Raw genomic sequence first — 19,882 nt, forward strand, 5'->3', positions numbered from 1 at the left:
CCAAATTTTTTTAAAATCCGGGCGTAGAATCAGGAACTCTAGCATAATCACGCCCAATTTCACCCTTTTTCTCGGCATTTACCGGGATTTTCGGTCTCATTAAACGGGTACGAATAAAAAATACGGTGTTTGGATTCAATTTCATCCCGTCCGTTGCAAAAATTTGAACATCCCCCGTTTAGCAAGGAGGCCAATTGACCTCCATTTTTTCTCCAGTACAAGGCCCATTCCATAATCAAAAGACCGGTCCCGGACCCGCTACCCGGATTTAATCAATTTGGTTGGTTTTTTGTTCGGGATTGAAAAATTTAGTGTTACACTATTTTTGTTTAAATTCTTCAAAACATAATAGGCTTTTCGCCCACGTCACCCTGTTGCAAAACAGGGAAGAGGCCATTTGTGCACCCGGGTATGGAAATGAAACGGGACATTGCCAACCAGATCATTCAGGAAAAAACGTTTCTGCTGGATCATCCTGAAATGTTCTTCAAATTGTTTGACGGGTTGTTTCCTTTTTTCCTGTTCACCCGGGATCCGGAAGGCCCCCTGACCTCCGTCAGCAACAAGGTCACTCATGTTCTCGGGCATGCCCCCGAGGATTTCATGCAGCGCTGGCCCGACTACCTCGCCAATCACCCTGTTAACGAAACATTCAAACAGCGGGCTTGCCTGGAAGCAGGATTCGCGAAAGAGCCGATCAATTACAAAACCATTTTCAGCAATAAACAGCACGAGCCCATCTGGCTGGAAATGTTTGAATCGCCGCAGATGGCAGATGGCAAGCCGGACAAGATCATCGGCATCGCTCTGGATTTGACCAAACGGAGCGTTCTGGAAAATCAGTTGCGTTTGGGTGAGAAGCGGTTCCGGGAAATGAGCCAAACCTCACCCATTGGCATTTTTCAGACCGACAATGACAACCTGATTGCCTACGTCAATCCGGCCTGGGAAGTCATCACCGGCAGGACCATTTCCGAAAGCCTGGGCCAGGTCTGGTGGGATTGCATCCACCCGGGCGACCAGGAAGACGTCATCCGAAAATGGGGGCGGGGCAACGACAAGGGCGAGGAAGTGGATGCCGAGTGCCGGGTGATCCGGCGCAACGGCACCATGATCTGGGTCAAGATCCGCTCACAGATTCTTTTCGACGACACAGGCAAGATCACGATCGCGACGGTGGAAAACATTGATCAGCAGGTGGCGGACCGGGAAAAACAAAAGCAGTTGATTCACGAGTTACTGCAACTCAAGGAAAAACTGGAGGTGGCGACCCGCACCGATCCTCTCACCGGCCTGCCCAACCGCCGGGACCTGAACGACAAGCTGGCCCACGAGAAAGCGCGTTTCGAACGCACCAAGCGTCCATTCACCCTGCTTATCGTGGACATCGACAAATTCAAAAGCATCAACGACCAGTACGGACACGATGCCGGCGATTACATCCTGGTCCAGGTCGGGGAACTGTTGCGAAACAGTTGCCGGCGCATGGACCACATCTGCCGCTGGGGTGGAGAGGAGTTTTTCTTCCTGCTCCCGGAAACCAACCTGGAAAACGGCTACGTCTTCGCAGAAAAACTGCGCGCCAAGCTGGCCTCAACCAAATTCAATTACAAGGGTCAGCAGGTGAGCGTGACCGCCAGCTTCGGCCTCAGTTGCGTGAATGATGACAGCCGCGACCTGGAATCCTACATCAAAGAAGCGGATGACTGCCTGTACGATGCCAAAAATGCCGGACGGAACCGCACGGTGGCGCGCAAACGCACGGGTTCCAACTAACCCAGGCCGCCTCAAAAGGACCACTCCCCGCCAAGCCCCTGTTTTCCTGATCCAAAATCAATCCTTAAAGATCATCGCCGGCACTCTGTCGTTTTTCGCATTCCTGTTTTTGGGAGGGATTTCTGGGTTGGGGGCCGCCTCGGCTGCCGAAAAGGAGACCCTCCCCTTCCAATCCGTGGATGTGCCGCCAGAACTGGGACTGCGCCGCCTGCCGGAAGAGGACGTGCATTACAAAGGAGTCCTTTACACGCGGGAAGCCTTCGTTGCGCTATGGGAATTGCAGGAAAACGTGATGTCCGATTTTCCACGCCTGCTCAACTGGTTGATTCCCGATCCCCCACCCCTGGACTTCACTCGCCACACGGTGCTGTGGTTTTCCAACCGCGGTGCGGGGGCCAGTTTCGTGGAACTGGAACGGGTGGTGATGAGCGAAGAGGGAGACGCGCTGGAGGCGCACATCAAGGTGGTGCACTCGGATTTCGTCTCTAAAAAACTCAACCTGTGGACGATACCGAAAACCCACCGACCGGTGGTATTCCGGGAACGCTCCATTTTTAACGAAGGTCCCTGAAAACCCGTCCGGCCTGAGTCCGGAGGAGGCAACCATGACCGGATCGTTCGACCGGCAACGCGCTGTGACCGGATGCCTGCTGGGAACCGCTGTGGGCGATGCGCTTGGACTGCCGATGGAAGGATTGTCGCGCACGCGGCAATCGCGTCTGTTTCCCGATCCCGTTGCCTATCATTTTGTGTTCGGCCGGGGCATGGTCTCCGACGACACCCAGCACCAGGTCATGACCGCGCAGGCCCTCTTGCAGTCGGCTGGCGATCCGGAACGGTTTGCGCGCGATATGGCCGGGCGTATGCGAAAGTGGCTGGCCGCGCTTCCCGCCGGGGTGGGATTCGCCACATTGCGGGCCATCCTCAAATCGTCTGCCGGATTTTCGCCACACCGCAGCGGCGTGTTTTCCGCGGGCAACGGACCGGCCATGCGCAGTGCCTTGATCGGCATCGGTTACGGCCATGACCCGGAACGCCTCCACCAACTGGTGCGATGCAACACACGTCTCACCCACACCGATCCCCAGGCCGAATACGGTGCGCTGGCTGTCGCTTGGGCGGCCCACCACGCAGCACGGCAACAGGCCGAGGCAACCTCCTATCGAAAGACACTGCAACAGCATGTCCGCGCGGACTCCCGGTTCTTCGATTTGATCGAACTCCTCTTCGAAAGCATTCAACGGGGCGAGGACACACCGGCATTCGCGGAATCCATGGAACTCGGAAAAGGCGTCGGTGGTTACATGTACCACATCCTGCCGGTGGTGTTGCATGCATGGCTGAGGCATCCCACCCGTTTCCTCGATGGCCTGCTCTCGGTCATTCGCTGTGGCGGCGACACGGACACCACCGGTGCCATCCTGGGCAGCATCGTCGGGGCGGGGGTCGGCAGGGAGGGCATCCCTGAACCCTGGCTGACGGATCTCAACGAATGGCCGCAGACGGTGGAATGGATGGAAGGACTGGGTGAGTCGCTGGCTGATTTTTTTGAAACGGGACAGGCGCACTCTCCGCCGGAGACAGGATACCTGCCCATGCTGTTGCGGAACTTGTTTTTTCTCGGGGTGGTTCTGGCTCACGGCTTCCGCCGCACCCTGCCGCCTTATTGACGGTTCAGTCGTCCATGTCGTCGAACACGCCGGTTGCAAGACTCTTGCGCGCGGTGCGTGCTTCCTGTTCGGCGCGGGTGATGCTCTGGTCGTAGTCGTTGTAATCGACGTAGCGCAGGACCGGCTCCATCTCCGGATGACGCTTGAGGTAAAGCCGGGCCATCGTCTGGCATACACGGCGGTACTTGGGATGGCCCGCCTTCTGCGTGCGCAGTTCCGTGAAATGACCCAGCTCGCGCAGGTTCATGCCCATGTTCCAGCGGATGAAGTGGTTGAACAGGGACGCGTACTGCGCCTCTTCCCGCAGGCCCGCGCGCTTGAGGTCATGGTGCAGGGACTCCGCGCGCTGAAAACATTCATGCACCTCCTCCATCATACCGATCTCTTCGATCTCATCAGGAATGGAATAGCCAAGCAGGACACCCATCTCCTGTCTCTGCTGGGTGAGCATGCGGTGGCGCTGCAGGTCGCGGTACTCGGCGAACCCGGCGACGATGTCGAACTGAATGGGGTAGCCGTATTCCAGCGCACGGCCCGCACGGTCGCGTTTGCTTTTGCGCTCTCCCATGTACAGGTGAAAAATTTCCAGCCGCGCTTCTTCGGAAAGCGACCGCACCACGCGCCTGATCTGTTCCGTCGAATGTTGCACGTAGGGGAAAATCATCGATGCCACGAGATTGATGAAGTAATCCTCGTCCCGGTCTTCCAGCAAAGCCACTTCCGGCGCCGTTTCGATGGGTTCACTGGCAAACAGTTCATCACAGCGGGCGCGCATTTTTTTATGGACGGCGGCCCGGTGCTCCCGCCGGGCAGCGCGTTTGATGAACGTCGGGATCTGGTGACTCAACGCGTTGCGGATCTGCACTGCCAGATCCTGCGCCTCCACCAGTTCTTCCGTCAGCAATTTCGAAATGAGCATGGAGAAAAAGCGGCCGTTGCCGACGATGCCGACGTTGGCCTGCGTGGCGGCGGGAAGAATGCAGCGGATCACGTCACACGCCGCACTGCGGATGGTGAAGTTGTAGGCGATGCGGTGCGCGCGTTTCTCGTTATCGCCCTTCAGGTCCTTAGGATACACACGCGCTACCTCATTGCCGCGTTCCACCTCGATGGCGAACGAATCGGCAGGAAGGCGTTTGCGGAACAGCTCCTGCATGGGCTCGACCATGGCGGCGTAGGTGGCGAACAGAAAATCCATGACCGCGACGTACGACTCGCCCAGGCCCGATTCCATCACGTTGCGCGGGCGCACGTAACGCCAGCTTCCACCGCGCTGCTGGTCATACAGGACGTAGCGGGTGGATTCCTCAATGGGAGAACCGCCGATCCGGCAGTCTTCAATGATCTTGGTCATCAGGTTGGAGACTTCCTCGATGCAGATCGGAGCCACCGCCAGTTCCGCCACCGAATCGTCGCCGAACTTGTTGACGACGCGGTCCACCATCTCGCTTCCCTTGACGTCGTTCGGAGTGCCGTCGGGATTGAGGAATTCCCGTGCCACGGTTTCCTTGAGCCCGGTGGGGGCCCGGCTGTAACGGGCCAGCGCCGCCCCGATGACTTCCGGGTTCAGGTTTTGGAGGGAGAAAACACGGGCATCCACATCGGTGACATAGCGGCGAAGAATGTCGCGTTCGGCTTCGGTGAGGTCGTCAGTCCGTTTTGGCTTCATTATTTTGTCCCGACGTGGACGGTATTGGGATGGGATCTTTGGCGCAGCGAAACCCGGTGTCGTTGAACCGAACGTAAGGACGGCCCCAGCGGCGGAAAGCGCTGTGCAGGGTGTCCTCGTAGTTCACCCAGGAACCGCCGCGCATCACTTTAAAGACCCCCCGCTCGGGTCCCTGGGGATTGTTGCGAACTCTTTTTTTGTAATACTTGCGGTCATACCAGTCCGCCACCCATTCCCACACGTTGCCCGCCATGTCGTGGACGCCGTATACGGAAACGCCGTTGGGGTAGGACCCGACATCGGTCATGGTGTGAATGCCACGCCACTTTCTGCGATAAGTGGCTTTTCCCGGAGGCAGGTCGTTGCCCCAGGGATACAGGTTCCCCATCGGCCCGCGTGCCGCTTTCTCCCATTCCGCCTCAGTGGGCAGCCGTTTGCCACGCCACTCACAGTATTCCTTTGCATCGTGCCAGCTGACCTGGGTGACCGGCTGGTTTTTGATCTCCTTGGGAAAGCCCTTCCCTTTCCACAGGTTGCCTTCCCAGCAGGCTTTGGTTTCGCAGGTGTCATCCAGGGCCGGCCGATGCCCGGTGGCCTCCACAAACTCCAGGTACTTCTGGTTCGTGACCTCGTAAATGTCGATCCAGTACTTATCCAGGTACACCATGTGGTCCGGGTACTCATCCTTGAACCACCAGCGGTTGCAACGGTCATCCACCTGCCAGCACATTTCCAGCATGTCGGTGATTTTATGAAATCCCAATCCCATGCGGAAGGTGCTGGCGGGGATTTCCACCATGTCTGAATACATCTTGAGCGCTTCCTGCGTTGCCAACTCTTCCTCATGGTCCACGGAAGCGGCCGCTGCGCAAGACACCCAAACCCAAATCAACAGTGACACAAAGATCACTAAACGGCAAAATCTTTGAGTCCGCTTAACCATCCACTTCAACTTCAAATATGTTTTCACTCACGGGATCAAGCAGCGTACCGGGTTTCAGGACGCGGAAGCCGGGGGCACAGGTTGGCCGGATTCCCGGAATCGGGCCATTTCCTTGCCATGAATCCAAAACAGTCCCAGGCCGAGAATCATGTTGACGGTGTACAGCCAGGTCAGCCGGCTGTGATAAGTGTCGAATTGGCGTTGCAGTTGGATATTTTCCGGGTTGGCTTTTTTCTTCTGGTCCATCGCATGCATCTCGGGGCGCAAAACACTGCCGATGTAAATCGCCAGAACCACCATGATCGCCAAAAACACCTGCCTGGTATAACGCCTTTTGGTGACCACAGGTTCCACGTAGCCTCCCCAACCAAGACGGTCCGCAAAAAAACGGATCAAAACCGCACCGATCATGAGGCCCATGCACCAGTATATGATATGGACATTGAAAATATCCATCAGGCCATTCATGACGTTGCTCGCCATCTGCGGTTGTTCCTTCAATTTCACGCGGACCACGATCTCGGCCAAAATGCCAAGCAGGAACATGCCACCAACCCAAAGGGAAAGGGAAAACAGGTACAACCAGTTTGCAAAATAAATGAGTCGTTTCATCGAAACCAGGGGGTTGCTGTCATGAATCCGGGAGCCGCCATCAGCGGCCGCCGGAGACCTGCTTGCGCAGGGCTTTGTAACTTTTTTCGATTTCCCGCTCCTGCTCTTCCTTCAATTTCACCAGCTCCGGCCTGTCGCCCCCGAACCAGCTTTTGACGGTGTCGCCGGTCTTGTAGCGGTTCACCGAATTGAGGATGGACAGGTAAATCACAAAGTAAACGAAACCGAAGGTATAGAGTACCAGAGGAATAAAAGATTTGAGACGTTTTCTTTCGGTTTCAGGTTTTTTGAACCACCATTCTTTCCAGTAAGTGAATTTGAGCCATTGCATGGGCGAACTCCACAGCCTTGATTAACGCAAAAAACCTATCTGATTTTACCTGTTATGCCTAGCTGTAGGGCAATCATAGCAAAACCCCATTTTCGATACAAGACGGCCTCCCCCGTGTCGGAACATGGGAGACAGCCGGCCTTTGTGATATAGTTGGCCGCATTGTTCGGACCTGCCCGTAAAGACTCTGGAGAAAATAATTGATTGAAATCAAACCGATCAAAGTGGCCCGCGGGACCGTAGAGGCCCCCTCGTCGAAAAGCTACACCAACAGGGCTTTTCTGCTGGCCGCGCTGGCAGAGGGCACGGTGCGCCTGGAGCGTCCCTTGTTCAGTGACGACACGCGTTACATGAGACAGGCCCTGGAGCAGTTCGGCATCGCCTGCAACGAAGAAAAAGAGGCCGTGACGGTGAACGGCACAAGCGGTACCTTGCGTACGCCGAAAGATGAAATTTTTATCGGAAATGCGGGCACCACCATGCGTTTTTTGACGACCTTCTCCACGCTCGCACCGGGGCAGACCCGCCTCACCGGGGACGAACGCATGCAGGAACGTCCCATTGAAGATCTTCTTCAAGCTTTAAGGCAAATGGGAATTCGCGCCGAATCCGTGCGCAACAACCAGTGCCCTCCGCTTCTCATTGAAGGAGGGTCGCCACGTGGCGGCACGTTGTCTCTACCCGGAGACAAGAGCAGTCAGTACCTGACGTCGATCCTCATCTGCGCCCCCTATTTCCAGAACGACACCACCATCGAGATCGAAGGCGAGCTCACTTCCAAGCCGTACGTGGACATCACCCTCGACATCATGAAGACCTTCGGCGTGAGTGTGCGCAATGAGTCGTATCAACGCTTCCGCATCGCGGCGGGCCAGCGCTACCGGGCGCAGACTTACCGGGTGGAGGGCGACGCCTCCAGCGCGTCCTATTTCTTTGCTGCGGCGGCGGTTACGGGAGGGGCTGTGACCGTCACCCACATCAACCCCGGAAGCGTGCAGGGCGACATCCAGTTCCCCCGCGTGCTGGAACAGATGGGGTGTGAAGTGGAGATCGGCGATGAAAAAATCACCGTCACGGGAAAACCTCTTCGCGGAATCACCATCAATATGAATAGCATGCCGGATGTGGTGCAGACCTTGGCGGTCGTTGCGCTGTTCGCCGAAGGCAAAACCACCGTCACCGGCATCGCCAATCTGCGCATCAAGGAAACCGACCGCATTCAGGCGCTGGAAACGGAGTTGACGCGGCTGGGCGCACAGGTCGAGGCCGGTGACGATTTCATCTCCATCGAGCCCGGAGAGTTGAAACCGGCGGCCATTGAAACCTACAACGACCACCGGATGGCGATGAGCTTCGCCGTCGCCGGGCTCCGCATCCCCGGCATCCGGATCAAGAACCCGAAATGCGTCGACAAATCGTTTCCCGATTTTTTCGAACGCTTCCAGATTTTTTATGACTGAACACAAATACACCAACAAACTGATTCACGAAAAAAGCCCGTACCTCCTTCAGCACGCACACAATCCCGTGGACTGGCATCCCTGGGGACCGGAGGCGTTCGAGCTGGCAAAAAAAGCCAACAAGCCGCTTCTGGTCAGCATCGGCTACGCCACCTGCCACTGGTGCCACGTGATGGAACGGGAATCGTTCGAAGACCCGGAAATCGCGGAATACCTGAACGCGCATTTCGTTCCCATCAAGGTGGACCGCGAAGAGCGCCCGGACGTGGACAGCATTTACATGAAATCCGTGCAGGCCTTCGGCCAGCAGGGCGGCTGGCCGCTGAACGTGTTCGTCACGCCGGACGGCATTCCGTTTTACGGCGGTACGTACTATCCCTCCGTCGGACGCTACGGCCTGCCGTCGTTCCTGGAAGTGCTCACCTTTCTCGACAAAACCTGGCGCGAGGAACCTGAGAAAGTGGAGAAGCAGAGCACCGCGCTCATCAATTACCTCAAGGACGTCTCCAAACAGGAGCAGAGCACCGAAGCCACGGCGGATGACCTCGGCTTTCACGGCGAAAACAAAACCCGCGAGTTCTACTCGCAGTCCTACGACCGGCTCCACCACGGATTTCTGTTTCAGCAGCAGAACAAGTTTCCGCCCTCCATGGGCCTGTCCTTGCTGTTGCGTCATCACCACCGCACCGGCGATGCACTGAGCCTGGAGATGGTGGAGAACACCCTGCGCGCCATGAAACACGGCGGCATCTACGACCAGATCGGCGGCGGCCTCGCCCGCTACAGCACCGATCACCAATGGCTGGTGCCGCATTTCGAAAAAATGCTTTACGACAACGCCCTGTTCGTCACCGCACTCATCGAGACTTACCAGGTGACCGGCAAGCGGGAATTCGCCGACTACGCCAACGACGTGTTGCAATACATCGACCGCGACATGACCTCGGCGGAAGGGGCATTTTACAGCGCGGAGGATGCGGACAGCGAAGGCGTCGAAGGCAAGTTCTACGTGTGGACGCAGGAGGAAATTGAAAAGGTGCTGGGCCGCGAGACGGCGAGCATCGCCATCCCCTATTACAACGTCCTGCCCAACGGCAACTGGGAAGGCAAGAACATCCTGCACGTCAAACGCCCGCCGGAACAGATCGCCAAAGACCTCGGCCTGCCGCTGGACCATGTTGAGACCAGAATCGCCGAAGCGCGGGAAAAACTGCTGGCGGTGCGAAGCCAACGCATCCGGCCGCTCCTCGACGACAAGATCTTAACGTCGTGGAACGGACTCATGATCCGCGCCATGGCGCAGGTGGGACGGGTGCTGGACGACGCCGACCGCATCGCCAAAGCCGAAAAAGCGCTCCACTTCATCTGGAACAACCTGCGCACGCCGGAAGGCAAACTGCTCCGCCGCTGGCGCGAGGGCGAGGCACGCTACGACGGATACCTGTGCGACTACACCTCCGTCGCGCTCGCCTGCTGTGACCTGTATGAAGCCACGTACAACCCGGATTACATCGAAAAGGCCGAGGCCTTGATGAAAACGGTGGAGGAAAAATTCGGCAACGAAGGCGCGTATTACGAAACCGCAAGCGACGCGGAGGAGTTGATCGTCCGCCAGGTGTCCGGTTACGACGGCGTCGAGCCTTCCGGCAACAGCAGTGCCGCCATGGCGTTGTTGAAACTCGCCGCGCTCACCCAGAACGTGGACTACGAACGCCGCGCTGAAAAAATCTTCCTCGCCTTCTCCGACGAGGTCACCGAATACGGCATCAACTCCTCGTTCATGATGCAGGCCCTGCACCTTTACCTGGGCGGCTGCAAACAGGTGGCGGTTCGCGGGGTGAACTCGGACAAGGGAATGGAAGCCTTCTGGCCGTTCATGCGCCGGCGGTTTTTTCCCAACACGGTGTTCGCGTTTGCGCTGGACGGCGACGCCGACGCCCAGCGGGTGCCTCTGCTGGCCGGCAAGGAACCCCTGCAGGGCCAAACCACCGCCCACGTCTGCCAGCACGGCTCGTGCCTGCCGCCGGTCACGCAAGTAACGGAACTCAAAAACCTTGTGGACGATTACCGGCAGGTGCGCGATTGAAGCAACCCCCTTTTCCGTTTGCCTTTGCCCGGCGCTGTGCTAGTATTTTGGGTTGTTTTTCCAGATAAACCCTTCATCCAACAAAACTGGTGTTCCATGAGAACGGCATTCATCGATACATTGATAGATAACGTGTTGTCCGGCAAGGGCATCACCCGAAAAGACGCGCTGGAACTGGAAAGCCTCAACCGGGAGGAGCTGGATTACCTGTTTGAAGGCACGAACCGCATCCGCGACCATTTCAAAGGCAACGCGGTCAAGATCTGCTCCATCGTCAACGCCAAGTCCGGCCGCTGTCCGGAAGATTGCGGCTTCTGCGCCCAGTCTTCGAAATTCGAGACCGAGTCGCCGGAATACGGCCTGATGGACGTCGACCAGATCGTCGCCAACGCCAAGAAGGCCGAAGCCTTTGGCTCCAACGAGTTTTCCATCGTCGTCTCCGGCACGGCGATGACCGATCCGAAAGAAATGGCCACGCTCAAGGAAGCGCTTCGCCGCATCAAGGCGGAAACGCGCCTCGAGACCTGCTGTTCGCTGGGACTCATGAGCAAGGAAAACCTGCAGGAGTTGAAGGACGCGGGACTCGACCGCGTGCACCACAACCTGGAGACGGCGCGCAGCCATTTCGAAAACATCGTGAGCACACACACCTATGAAGATGAAGTCAGCGCCGTGCGCAACGCGCAGGAGGTGGGATTGCCGGTCTGTGTCGGCGGCATCTTCGGCATGGGCGAGACATTCGCCCAGCGCGTGGAACTGGCGTTCGACATCGAGGCACTCAAAACGCAGTCGTTCCCGATCAATTTCCTGAAACCTCTGGAAGGCACGGCAATGGAAGGCATGGAGGTTCTGGACGAGTACGATGCGCTCCGCACCATCGCGCTCTTGAGACTCGTGATGCCGGAAATGGATTTGTTCGTCTGCGGCGGCCGCGAGGAGGTTTTCACCGACCACCAGGAAAAACTGTTCGCCGCCGGCGCCAACGGCATTCTCGGTGGCGACTACCTCACCACCAAGGGACAGGACCCGAAACGCGACATGGAAATGATCGAGCGCCTCGGCCTGCACCCGGTCCTGGAAACAGAAGGGGCCCGTCCCTGAAACAGGGGCGAGCCCGCTCTATCTGTCTTCGACCTTCACCCCGCCAGGGTCAAACTCAGGCGAGGGTTTCGTCGATCACTTTTTGAATTTCGGCTTTGGACTTCACTCCAACCAACTGCTGAACCACCTGTCCATCCTTGAAGAACAGCAGCGTGGGAATGCCGCGGATGCCGTACTTGGTCGCTGTTTGCGGGTTGTCATCCACATTCAGTTTGCCAACCACAACCTTCCCGTCATACTCACCAGCCAGCTCTTCCACCGTGGGTGCCAGCATTTTGCAGGGCTGACACCACTCCGCCCAGAAATCGATCACAGCCGGTTTGTCCGACTGAAGGATGGAACGGTCGAATTCGTCATCCGAAACCGTAACAACTTTTCCGCCTGCCATAACAAGCTCCTTTTTTCTTTACCAAAGTTGAATCCCCGAAACACAATCGATGGCGGCGAATCGGGAATTTGCTGGTAAGTCGTTAATGGGAGTCAACCCTGACTCTTTGTGATGGATTCCTATTTAAATAAATTTACCACCTTTTTTCAAGGCCGATTTTCCCGTATGATTGGGGGTATTCTGCCATTTGCTTTTTGACTTTTTAGATGCAATCCGGCCGGTTTGGATTCCAAACCGGCGCTTTTTTGAACGCGAACCGAAATCGGAACCCTGCCATGCCAAACTACATCAACTGGTTTGCTTACGACGAACTGATGAATCCGCGGGTCTTCAAGGAGCACGGCCTGGAGGCCAACGCATCCTTCTGTGTCACCCTCTCTGCTCACAAACTGGCTTTCAACAAAATCCCGGTCGACAACCAGGGTGTGGAAAAACTGGGCATGGCCAATGTCGTCCCCGCGCCAAGCAACCTGGGGATGATGGAAGGCATCATGTACGAAATGGACGAGTCGTTTCTGCCCAAACTGGACGAAATTTACCTTTACCCAAACGAATACCTGCGAAAGAAGATGCGCCTGACCAAGCACGATTTCACCCTCGTGGACGGGATTGTTTACATCGCGCAGAACGAACGGACCAATGACGACCTCATGCCTTCCAAGGCGATGCTCAAGAGTTTCCGCGAATGCAAAAAGAACCTGACCATGCTGTACCTGTCGCGCCTCATGAACACACCGACAGTGGATTGACCCGTAGAACATTCAGGGTTCTGAAAACGCAACCGCCATGAACACACCTTTGACCGCCCTGGTGCGGCCTCCCGCCGCCACGTTCCTGCGGGCCCTTTCACGCAGGGAAAAGCGGATTCCCATCGACTTCCGGCTCGCCCTGCGCCAGCACGGGTTTTACGTACAAACATTGATCAGCCTGGGTGTGCAGGTGGAGGCGCTGGAACCCCTGGACGCGTTTCCCGACAGCACGTTCATTGAGGACAACGCCATCGTTCTCGATGACGTGGCCCTGCTGACCTCGATGAACGCGACCAGCCGCCGGGGCGAAACCCTTCATCTCAAAACCGTCCTGGAGCGGCACCGCAAAATTGAGATTTTGGAGCCACCGGTATTCGTCGATGGGGGGGATGTGCTGCAGGTGGGTTCCACCATTTTTGTCGGCCAGTCCACGCGCACCAATCCCCTCGCCGTCGAGGCCATCGCGAAATTCACCCAGCGCCCGGTGGTTCCGGTCGCTGTTGACGGCGCGCTGCACCTGAAAAGCGCGGTCAGTTGCCTGACGGGTGAGTTGTTGCTGATCGATCCGGAACACGTCGACCCCGCTCCATTCGAAAACCATTCCCGTATCGAAGTCGCACGCGGAGAGTCCAATGCCGCCAACTGCCTCACCATCAATGGAACCGTGTTGATGCCGAAAGGAAATCCCGGGACACGGGCGCTTGTGGAACAGCGTGGATTGGAAGTGCGCGCCATGCCGGTGAGCGAGTTCGAAAAGGCCGACGGCGGCCTCACCTGCCTGAGCATCTTGATTCCGAAAAGAACCTGACGAGGCTCATGGACCGAACGTGGCGGAGAGGTTTCCGCCGTAACCCACCAGTCCCACGTAGCCCTTGCCCCTCACCGACTTGCCATCGTAGGTGCCTTCCACCGTCACGCTGCCTTCCCAGTACGAGTTGGAGACAGACCGGAGCAGGAACAATTCCTGCGACGCCATGTCCGGAATCACCTTCAATGCAATGTTGCGTTCAGGTAAATCAATTTTCCACGCGGCGGGATAAGTCACGTCTGACTTCGGGCTGGTCCATGTCTTCAACACGTTTACCGATTGTTTTTCAGAGGGCAGGTGCACCTGCGTGCCGTCGGCCCTCACCAGCGTGCCCCCGGAACGGGGATCGTATTTTCCGTCCTGCAGGCGGATTCTGAACAGCATGACCTCGGCTCCGTTGTCCAGCTTGAGCAAAAACCAGTCCCACCCCGCCTGCTTCGGCACAAGCAACCGCTCCGCAAACACGTGGTCCATCCAGCTCGTCCCTGTCACTTCCACCGGCTGTCCGTCGATGAAAACCGTGCCTTTGGTTTTCAAACGTGTGAAGGAGTAGTAGTTCGGCGCTTTCTCCGGAATGTCCCATTTCGGCTTGTCGTCACCGGTGCCGTGGATGACGGGGGCTTTTTCCGGAGCCAGTTGCAAATCGAATCCGTTGCCCTCTTCCTTCGCAGTGAGCTTGCGCATGTTGCCTGCTCCGGTCAGCTTCCAGTTTTCGTTCCACACCTCCAGCCGATCCTCCGCTGCACCGGCGAGCCCCAGACCGGAACGGTTGATACGTTCGTAAAAATGAAATTTGCCGTTCTTCAAATCGACCACCGTCATGTGGGCAAAGTAAATATGTTCGTTGCTCCATTCGGACGGCGTATCCTGATACTGCTGGAGAGCCTTCATGCCGGCAAGCGAAACGCGGAAGAACGAGCACTGGTAACCATACTCGCGTCCGGCGGCGTCTTTAAGATTGCCGGTAAAATACCACCACTCCACCTGGTAGTTGTTGTGCGAATAAAAGTCACGTGGAAACGAAAACGCGTATCCGGTGAGCGGATGTTTAACGCTTTGCCGGGCATCGGGTTGCGCATGAACGGATCCCGCCGCCAATAAAAATACAAACGCGGTTGAAAAAATGAAAAACAAATACGGACGCATGGGAAATCGGATTATCAAGAATTAAAGTGAGGGGAGTGTACCACAGGTCACACACGTGCGGCATCGCCGGTCTGCGTCAAGAGGTGCCACAGGAAGTCAGGTCATTCCCCAAACAGGTCGCAGGTTTTCTTCCAGCGGAAGGAAAAAATTTTTTCCAGGTCACGCCGCACAATGGGGTAGATGAACAGATCACCCGGCGTCCACATGGGGACGCGATAGATAGCACGGTCGCGGATCAATGTACCGCCGTCCTGTTCGATAAAATCGTGCGTGTGGTGCCACAGCCAGTAGGGCCCCACCACCTGGATATCGGAAAAGCGGTTGTTTGGAGACCAGTCCATGATGATCGACTGCCAGCGGAAGGGAATACCGTACAGTTTCAAACGGTAGTTGATACGTGTGCCTTCCTCCATCTCCCGGGTCGACTGACCCGTGACGGAAAAATTCAGGAAGGGCGGGGTCAATATTTCCAGGTTTTTGGCGTCGCTGTAAAATTCGAAAATGGTATCAATCGGTTTTGGAACCCACTGTTCCATCCGCATTTCGTGCGTTCGCACATCGGCCAGTTGGGTGAGCGCCGATTCCACGTCCGGGTAGTCGAATTGGAATCCGCACGACTGCGCCTTTTTGGGCATAGCCTTCTGAGAGGCGAGGAGCACCTCGGACATCTCCCCCAATACCAGCCTGAGTGCAAACGCGGGCGCGGGGATGAAGGCGGGGCGTCCCACCGCTTTCGCCAGCGTGCGGGTGAACTCGGCGTTGGTGACGGGTTCCGGGCTGCACGCGTTCACCGGTCCGCGCAGGGTGTCGGTGTCGAGCGCGTGGAGCATGAGACGCGCCAGGTCGCGGACGTGAATCCAGCTCATCCACTGCCGGCCGTTCCCGGCACGGCCGCCCACACACATGCGGAAGGCGGGTAGCATGAACCGCATTGCACCGCCGTCGGTGCCCAGGACGGTGGCGATGCGCAACACCACGGTGCGTACCCCCAGCGTCTCGGCTTTCAACGCTTCCGCTTCCCAATTCTTGCACACCTCGGCGAGCACGCTGTTGCCGGGCGTCTGTGATTCGTCCAGTTCCAGGCTTTTGCGGTCGCCGTAATAACCGATGCCCGAGCAGGAAATGAAAATACCGGGCCGCGAATCCATCTCTTCCATCGCCTTGACCAGTTGACGAGTCGAAAGCACGCGCGAGCGCTCCAGTTCCATTTTTTTCGAATCGGTCCAGCGCGTGGCGATGTTTTCCCCCGCGAGATGAATGACCGCGTCCACACCTTCCAGTGCTTCCTTCGGTGGCTCGAGGAGAGCAGGGTCCCATTTGTAACGGCGGCAGAGGACCGGCAGACGCACCACCGCGCCTTCCGGATCGCGAGTCAAAACGGATATCTCGTGGCCCGCGTTTTTCAGTAAGGGAAGCAGTTGTTGACCGACAAACCCGGTAGCACCGGTGACGAGAATTTTCATGAAAAAATTCCAAACCCTTCCGCCGTTGTTTCCATCTAAAAGGAAGGCGACCGGCCGAATCCCCTTACGGAACTTGAAGCAGATGAAAACCGATTAAACCAAACAGGAGACTTGCATGGCGTACCAGAACAAGCCTTTTTATGTGAATGAGACCCCGGGAACCAAGTACTATTGTACTTGCGGCGAGTCGGAAAATAAACCGTACTGTGACGGCTCGCACGACCGGAAGGAAACCGGTAAAAGTCCGGTGGAAGTAACTCTGGAACGGCCCCGCAGGTTGACCATCTGCGATTGCGGTCTCACCAAGACCTCCCCCATCTGCGATGGGGCGCACAAAAACTGCTGATTGTCATGAGTTTAATCCACTGACCAATCAAAAAGGCCGCTCTGATGAGCGGCCTTTCCTGCAGAAAAAACATCCCGTTTTATGAACAGGGTAGTCAATAAATGGGCCCGGCCTCCCAATTGAACTTTGTGGGCAGCCTTTTTCCGTCAAGCAAGGTGATTGCTCAGGCCGTTGTCGATACGCGTGGTGTTGGACTGCATGACCGCCTCCAGCCGTTTCCAGTTTTCCTCTGTCTCGCGTGACTTTCCAAGCGGATGCCACAGGTGCAGGACCGGCAGGGCAAAACGACCTTCCTTGCGCACAATGCCTTTGTTGAGCAGGCGGATGACGAGATCCGAGTCCTCATACCCCCAGCCCTGGTAGTGCTCGTCGAAGCCATTGATCTCCACGAAATCCTGCCTCCACACGCCGAGGTTGCAGGTTTTGACTCCCTGCCACTTGTTCCGCGACAGTTTGCGCAATGGGCCCAGCGGCAGACGCAGAAAAGGAACCAACCGGTTCACCTCTCCCCGAAGCCGCACTGAAATCCACTTCAAAAGACTCCATTTGTGCAGAGGCAGTTTCTTATCGAGCGCGCGCTGGGTGAGCGATTCATCAAGAAGAACGCGGTTGCCCGCCAGAAAGTATCCCGGCTCCATCAGTTGAATATAGTGCTCGACGAAATCCGGGAACACCATGCAGTCGCCGTCGAGAAACACCAGCCGTTCGCCCTCACATGCCGCCACCGCCTTGTTGCGGATGGCACCGGCGCGGAATCCCCTGTCCTCGTGCCAAACATGTTTGAGCACCAGCGTGTTCCTTTGTGAAAACGTTTCCACCAGCGCGCGCGTGTTTTCCGTCGAACCGTCATCCGCCACAATGACCTCGAAGTCGCGGTCGGTTTGCGCTTCGAGGCTGGTCAGCACGCGCTCCAGCGCGTCGGGACGGTTGTACGTACTCAATATGATGCTGAGCGCCGTCACGGTTCCTCACTCTTCTTATTTCGATACAGTTCCATGAGTTTGACATACTTGTAATACGTTCCTTCCGCGTTCGACACCGCCAGCTGGAATCCCTGCCTGCCGTCGAGGAATCCCCTCTTCAAAATATAAGCGCGGAAAAACGCCCACATGCCGCGCGCAACAGCTTCCACCAGGCTGGAGTTGCGGTCCTGTTCGTACAGCATCTGCGCGTTGTAGGTCGAGTAACGGTTCATTTTGTCGAGCACGTCCTCGAAGGTGTCGAAGCTGTAATGGATGAGCGGATTTTTAAACCGGCCCACCTTGCCTGCGATTTCCAGTTTTTCGTGCACCAGGGAATTGGTGAACGCGCCGGAGCCTTTCTTCATCAGCCGCACCACGTAATCGGGTGTCCATCCGCTATGCCGGATGCGCCGCCCCACATAATGCGAGGAGCGCGGGATCTTATACCCATTGTATTTGGGATTGCGCAATGTCCGCTCGATTTCATCGCGGAGCGCATCGGTCACCACCTCGTCGGCGTCTACAGAGAGGACCCAGTCACCTGTTGCCATGTCCAGGGCGCGGTTTTTCTGCGGGCCGAATCCCGGCCAGTCCACATCGTGCACCTGGTCGGTGTATTCGCGGCAGATGTCCGGCGTGCCGTCGGTGCTTCCCGAATCCAGCACCACGATTTCATCGGCCCACTTCACCGACTCCAGGCACTGCCGAATACGCACGGCTTCGTTTTTGGTGATGAGAATGACGCTAAGCATTTTCTGTTTTTGAGTCGTGCACAAGCGGGGCGTACAGCACCGCCGCCAGCCATCCAATCAGCATGCCTTCGGTGTGGTCCATCAAAAGCGAATTGGCCAGAGCCCCGAAGGTCACCATCACCGCCAGTCCCTGCGCCAGGCTGCGGTGATACGGATCGAGCGAAAACGAATACCGCCACAATGTGAAAATGAAATACAAAAACAGACCGATGCCCATCCACCCGGTCTGCACGCCAAGCATGAGGTATTCGTTGTGGGGATTGTCGGTGACGCGCTCCAGCTGGTTTGTTGCAGCGTGGTCCGCGTACCGTTGGCGGAAACTCCCGGTACCGTGACCGAACAAGGGGCGTTCCATCATGATCTCATAGCTGTTTGTTGAAAACTCGATGCGCATACCGATGGAGGAAGCCGCATCGCCCCGATCCATGTACTTGGCGATGCCGCGCGTCAGGAAATCCCATTGAGTCTGGTACAAAGGAGAAACCGAACTGAGCGTAAAATGAAATGCGACCAAAACCGCAACACCCATCATCGCATAACGCAGTTTGAATTTCTGAAACAGGAACAGGAATCCCAGAAGATAAAACAACACGTACCCGGTACGTCCGTCCACCATGAAAAACAGGTTGAACACAACCACTGCCAACAAAACGGAAAGTGCAATAATTCTGTTGCGGTTTTCCCGGCGGGAAAACACATGCACCATCAGGCCGAAAGCAAAAACCGCCATCAACAGGCTGTGCGTGATGCTGTTTTTGAATGGCAACCCGACCCTCAGGTTGGGATCCGTGGAAGGAGACGCGATGTAGTACTGGAAAAACGATCCCATCAGCGTGAGCACCATCGCCGCACCGAATGCCACAAGGCACATGCGGCGGGTTTTATCATTATCAAGAAAAGAAAGGTACGCCACGATCAAAATCAGTTCCCGGTACTTGCCCAGGATACCGAAAGCGTCACGCAGATCCGCCGAAGTGTACAGCACCCCGAGGATGAGCATCAGGTACAATATCACCGCCGAGCGTGCCACCGGGTGCGACCGCATACGGGTCCAAAACGTTTTGTGGTGACCCGCAACGAACCACAGCACCAGCACCAGTGTGGTGAGGATTTCTGTCAGGGACGTGCTCACCGGAATGACAGCGCCGGTGAGAACGGTCAACCAGAGACCGGCTTTGTGAGCGCGTGAGGCTCGCAGGGAAACCGGGGCGTCGACAGGCCGAGCCTGGGAAATCATGGCACTCCTGGTCTCCAGCGTTTATTTAAAAGGAGACAATGCGAATCAGGGATGTGAGGCATTCAGGTTCTGGTTCAGGCGGGCCCGCTCTTCGGGAGTCGTTCCGTTCTGGAAGAGGAAACCGAACGTTTCCAGCCGCCACACCAGCATGTCCAGTCCTTTCAACAAGTCCAACCAGTAAAATGGAACCGCCCACAGGGGCTTGCGGTGTATGTCGTTCCGGCACAGAACAAAATCAAGCAACTGCCGACGTGACCGGCGAATGAGCGGCCAATTGCCTCGTTCCTTTATAATACGGATCAAACGGAAAAAATTGAGAACACGCTGGGACATGCGGACCCCCTGAAAAACGGCAAATCCATTTGCCGCTAACCGGATTTTAT

General features: G+C 56.7%; 20 protein-coding genes. 9 read left to right on the plus strand and 11 right to left on the minus strand.

All coding sequences use genetic code 11. The annotated features are described in order from the left end of the window. Positions 1 to 417: 417 nt before the first annotated feature. The 3 genes from ACTRW9_RS01635 (at position 418) to ACTRW9_RS01645 (ending at position 3,446) form a co-directional block, all read left to right on the plus strand. A complete protein-coding gene (locus ACTRW9_RS01635) occupies positions 418 to 1,776 on the plus strand; it encodes a sensor domain-containing diguanylate cyclase (RefSeq protein ID WP_442428051.1) in 1,359 nt (452 codons plus the stop codon). Between the two features lie 127 nt (positions 1,777 to 1,903). Then, positions 1,904 to 2,347, plus strand: coding sequence for a hypothetical protein (locus tag ACTRW9_RS01640; RefSeq protein WP_442428052.1), 444 nt, complete (start codon positions 1,904 to 1,906; stop codon positions 2,345 to 2,347). Between the two features lie 34 nt (positions 2,348 to 2,381). Beyond that, positions 2,382 to 3,446: an ADP-ribosylglycohydrolase family protein gene (locus tag ACTRW9_RS01645; protein WP_442428053.1), complete on the plus strand. Its 1,065-nt coding sequence runs from the start codon at positions 2,382 to 2,384 to the stop codon at positions 3,444 to 3,446. Positions 3,447 to 3,450: 4 nt separating this feature from the next. On the opposite strand, the gene ACTRW9_RS01650 is transcribed toward ACTRW9_RS01645, so the two are convergent. The 4 genes from ACTRW9_RS01650 to ACTRW9_RS01665 form a co-directional block, all read right to left on the minus strand. After that, complete coding sequence (locus ACTRW9_RS01650; protein WP_442428054.1) at positions 3,451 to 5,115, minus strand: FAD-dependent thymidylate synthase; 1,665 nt, start codon at positions 5,113 to 5,115, stop codon at positions 3,451 to 3,453. Next, positions 5,096 to 5,992, minus strand: coding sequence for a formylglycine-generating enzyme family protein (locus tag ACTRW9_RS01655; protein WP_442428055.1), 897 nt, complete (start codon positions 5,990 to 5,992; stop codon positions 5,096 to 5,098). The genes ACTRW9_RS01650 and ACTRW9_RS01655 overlap by 20 nt, the downstream gene beginning before the upstream one ends. A gap of 120 nt (positions 5,993 to 6,112) precedes the next feature. After that, a complete protein-coding gene (locus ACTRW9_RS01660; RefSeq protein ID WP_442426657.1) occupies positions 6,113 to 6,670 on the minus strand; it encodes a DUF4149 domain-containing protein in 558 nt (185 codons plus the stop codon). A gap of 40 nt (positions 6,671 to 6,710) precedes the next feature. Next, positions 6,711 to 7,001, minus strand: a complete 291-nt coding sequence (locus ACTRW9_RS01665; protein ID WP_442426658.1) for a hypothetical protein — start codon at positions 6,999 to 7,001, stop codon at positions 6,711 to 6,713. 200 nt (positions 7,002 to 7,201) lie between these two features. On the opposite strand from ACTRW9_RS01665, the gene aroA reads away from it, so the two are divergent. From aroA to bioB, 3 genes are all read left to right on the plus strand, one after another. Next, a complete protein-coding gene (gene aroA, locus ACTRW9_RS01670) occupies positions 7,202 to 8,461 on the plus strand; it encodes a 3-phosphoshikimate 1-carboxyvinyltransferase (protein WP_442426659.1) in 1,260 nt (419 codons plus the stop codon). Further along, entirely contained in the window at positions 8,454 to 10,547 is a 2,094-nt protein-coding gene (locus ACTRW9_RS01675; protein WP_442428056.1) for a thioredoxin domain-containing protein, read from the plus strand. The genes aroA and ACTRW9_RS01675 overlap by 8 nt, the downstream gene beginning before the upstream one ends. A 96-nt stretch (positions 10,548 to 10,643) precedes the next feature. Beyond that, positions 10,644 to 11,648: a biotin synthase BioB gene (gene bioB, locus ACTRW9_RS01680; protein WP_442426661.1), complete on the plus strand. Its 1,005-nt coding sequence runs from the start codon at positions 10,644 to 10,646 to the stop codon at positions 11,646 to 11,648. A gap of 55 nt (positions 11,649 to 11,703) precedes the next feature. Here bioB and trxA read toward each other — a convergent pair whose 3' ends face one another. Beyond that, positions 11,704 to 12,036: a thioredoxin gene (trxA, locus tag ACTRW9_RS01685; protein ID WP_005008235.1), complete on the minus strand. Its 333-nt coding sequence runs from the start codon at positions 12,034 to 12,036 to the stop codon at positions 11,704 to 11,706. Positions 12,037 to 12,311: 275 nt separating this feature from the next. On the opposite strand from trxA, the gene ACTRW9_RS01690 reads away from it, so the two are divergent. Next, positions 12,312 to 12,785, plus strand: a complete 474-nt coding sequence (locus tag ACTRW9_RS01690) for a gamma-glutamylcyclotransferase family protein (protein ID WP_442426662.1) — start codon at positions 12,312 to 12,314, stop codon at positions 12,783 to 12,785. Positions 12,786 to 12,822: 37 nt separating this feature from the next. Beyond that, the gene (locus ACTRW9_RS01695; RefSeq protein WP_442428057.1) at positions 12,823 to 13,593 is read left to right on the plus strand and encodes a dimethylarginine dimethylaminohydrolase family protein; all 771 of its coding nucleotides are present in this window, start codon (positions 12,823 to 12,825) and stop codon (positions 13,591 to 13,593) included. 6 nt (positions 13,594 to 13,599) lie between these two features. On the opposite strand, the gene ACTRW9_RS01700 is transcribed toward ACTRW9_RS01695, so the two are convergent. Both ACTRW9_RS01700 and ACTRW9_RS01705 read right to left on the minus strand, forming a co-directional pair. After that, entirely contained in the window at positions 13,600 to 14,739 is a 1,140-nt protein-coding gene (locus ACTRW9_RS01700; protein ID WP_442428058.1) for a lipocalin-like domain-containing protein, read from the minus strand. 101 nt (positions 14,740 to 14,840) lie between these two features. Beyond that, on the minus strand, positions 14,841 to 16,202 hold the full coding sequence (locus ACTRW9_RS01705; RefSeq protein WP_442428059.1) for a TIGR01777 family oxidoreductase: 1,362 nt from the start codon (positions 16,200 to 16,202) through the stop codon (positions 14,841 to 14,843). A gap of 115 nt (positions 16,203 to 16,317) precedes the next feature. On the opposite strand from ACTRW9_RS01705, the gene ACTRW9_RS01710 reads away from it, so the two are divergent. Further along, positions 16,318 to 16,548, plus strand: a complete 231-nt coding sequence (locus tag ACTRW9_RS01710; protein ID WP_442426666.1) for a CDGSH iron-sulfur domain-containing protein — start codon at positions 16,318 to 16,320, stop codon at positions 16,546 to 16,548. Positions 16,549 to 16,694: 146 nt separating this feature from the next. Here the strand turns inward: ACTRW9_RS01710 and ACTRW9_RS01715 are convergent, their stop codons facing one another. From ACTRW9_RS01715 to ACTRW9_RS01730, 4 genes are read right to left on the minus strand one after another with little or no spacing between them, the layout of a single operon-like run. Next, a complete protein-coding gene (locus tag ACTRW9_RS01715) occupies positions 16,695 to 17,510 on the minus strand; it encodes a glycosyltransferase family 2 protein (protein ID WP_442428060.1) in 816 nt (271 codons plus the stop codon). Next, the gene (locus ACTRW9_RS01720) at positions 17,507 to 18,262 is read right to left on the minus strand and encodes a glycosyltransferase family 2 protein (RefSeq protein WP_442428061.1); all 756 of its coding nucleotides are present in this window, start codon (positions 18,260 to 18,262) and stop codon (positions 17,507 to 17,509) included. Before ACTRW9_RS01720 ends, ACTRW9_RS01715 begins: the two co-directional genes overlap by 4 nt. Continuing rightward, a complete protein-coding gene (locus ACTRW9_RS01725; RefSeq protein ID WP_442428062.1) occupies positions 18,255 to 19,499 on the minus strand; it encodes an O-antigen ligase family protein in 1,245 nt (414 codons plus the stop codon). Before ACTRW9_RS01725 ends, ACTRW9_RS01720 begins: the two co-directional genes overlap by 8 nt. Before the next feature lie 45 nt (positions 19,500 to 19,544). Then, positions 19,545 to 19,832, minus strand: a complete 288-nt coding sequence (locus ACTRW9_RS01730; protein WP_442428063.1) for a hypothetical protein — start codon at positions 19,830 to 19,832, stop codon at positions 19,545 to 19,547. Positions 19,833 to 19,882: the final 50 nt, after the last annotated feature.

The organism is Nitrospina sp. 32_T5, from assembly GCF_052156635.1.
GTDB lineage: Bacteria > Nitrospinota > Nitrospinia > Nitrospinales > Nitrospinaceae > Nitrospina.

What these genes read in the sequence shown, in the direction of transcription:
- ACTRW9_RS01635 (WP_442428051.1), top strand. Translation starts at nt 418, where the DNA reads ATGAAACGGGACATTGCCAACCAGATCATTCAGGAAAAAACGTTTCTG.
- ACTRW9_RS01645 (WP_442428053.1), top strand. Translation starts at nt 2,382, where the DNA reads ATGACCGGATCGTTCGACCGGCAACGCGCTGTGACCGGATGCCTGCTG.
- ACTRW9_RS01650 (WP_442428054.1), bottom strand. Translation starts at nt 5,115, where the DNA reads ATGAAGCCAAAACGGACTGACGACCTCACCGAAGCCGAACGCGACATT.
- ACTRW9_RS01660 (WP_442426657.1), bottom strand. Translation starts at nt 6,670, where the DNA reads ATGAAACGACTCATTTATTTTGCAAACTGGTTGTACCTGTTTTCCCTT.
- ACTRW9_RS01665 (WP_442426658.1), bottom strand. Translation starts at nt 7,001, where the DNA reads ATGCAATGGCTCAAATTCACTTACTGGAAAGAATGGTGGTTCAAAAAA.
- ACTRW9_RS01675 (WP_442428056.1), top strand. Translation starts at nt 8,454, where the DNA reads ATGACTGAACACAAATACACCAACAAACTGATTCACGAAAAAAGCCCG.
- bioB (WP_442426661.1), top strand. Translation starts at nt 10,644, where the DNA reads ATGAGAACGGCATTCATCGATACATTGATAGATAACGTGTTGTCCGGC.
- trxA (WP_005008235.1), bottom strand. Translation starts at nt 12,036, where the DNA reads ATGGCAGGCGGAAAAGTTGTTACGGTTTCGGATGACGAATTCGACCGT.
- ACTRW9_RS01690 (WP_442426662.1), top strand. Translation starts at nt 12,312, where the DNA reads ATGCCAAACTACATCAACTGGTTTGCTTACGACGAACTGATGAATCCG.
- ACTRW9_RS01695 (WP_442428057.1), top strand. Translation starts at nt 12,823, where the DNA reads ATGAACACACCTTTGACCGCCCTGGTGCGGCCTCCCGCCGCCACGTTC.
- ACTRW9_RS01700 (WP_442428058.1), bottom strand. Translation starts at nt 14,739, where the DNA reads ATGCGTCCGTATTTGTTTTTCATTTTTTCAACCGCGTTTGTATTTTTA.
- ACTRW9_RS01705 (WP_442428059.1), bottom strand. Translation starts at nt 16,202, where the DNA reads ATGAAAATTCTCGTCACCGGTGCTACCGGGTTTGTCGGTCAACAACTG.
- ACTRW9_RS01710 (WP_442426666.1), top strand. Translation starts at nt 16,318, where the DNA reads ATGGCGTACCAGAACAAGCCTTTTTATGTGAATGAGACCCCGGGAACC.
- ACTRW9_RS01720 (WP_442428061.1), bottom strand. Translation starts at nt 18,262, where the DNA reads ATGCTTAGCGTCATTCTCATCACCAAAAACGAAGCCGTGCGTATTCGG.
- ACTRW9_RS01725 (WP_442428062.1), bottom strand. Translation starts at nt 19,499, where the DNA reads ATGATTTCCCAGGCTCGGCCTGTCGACGCCCCGGTTTCCCTGCGAGCC.
- ACTRW9_RS01730 (WP_442428063.1), bottom strand. Translation starts at nt 19,832, where the DNA reads ATGTCCCAGCGTGTTCTCAATTTTTTCCGTTTGATCCGTATTATAAAG.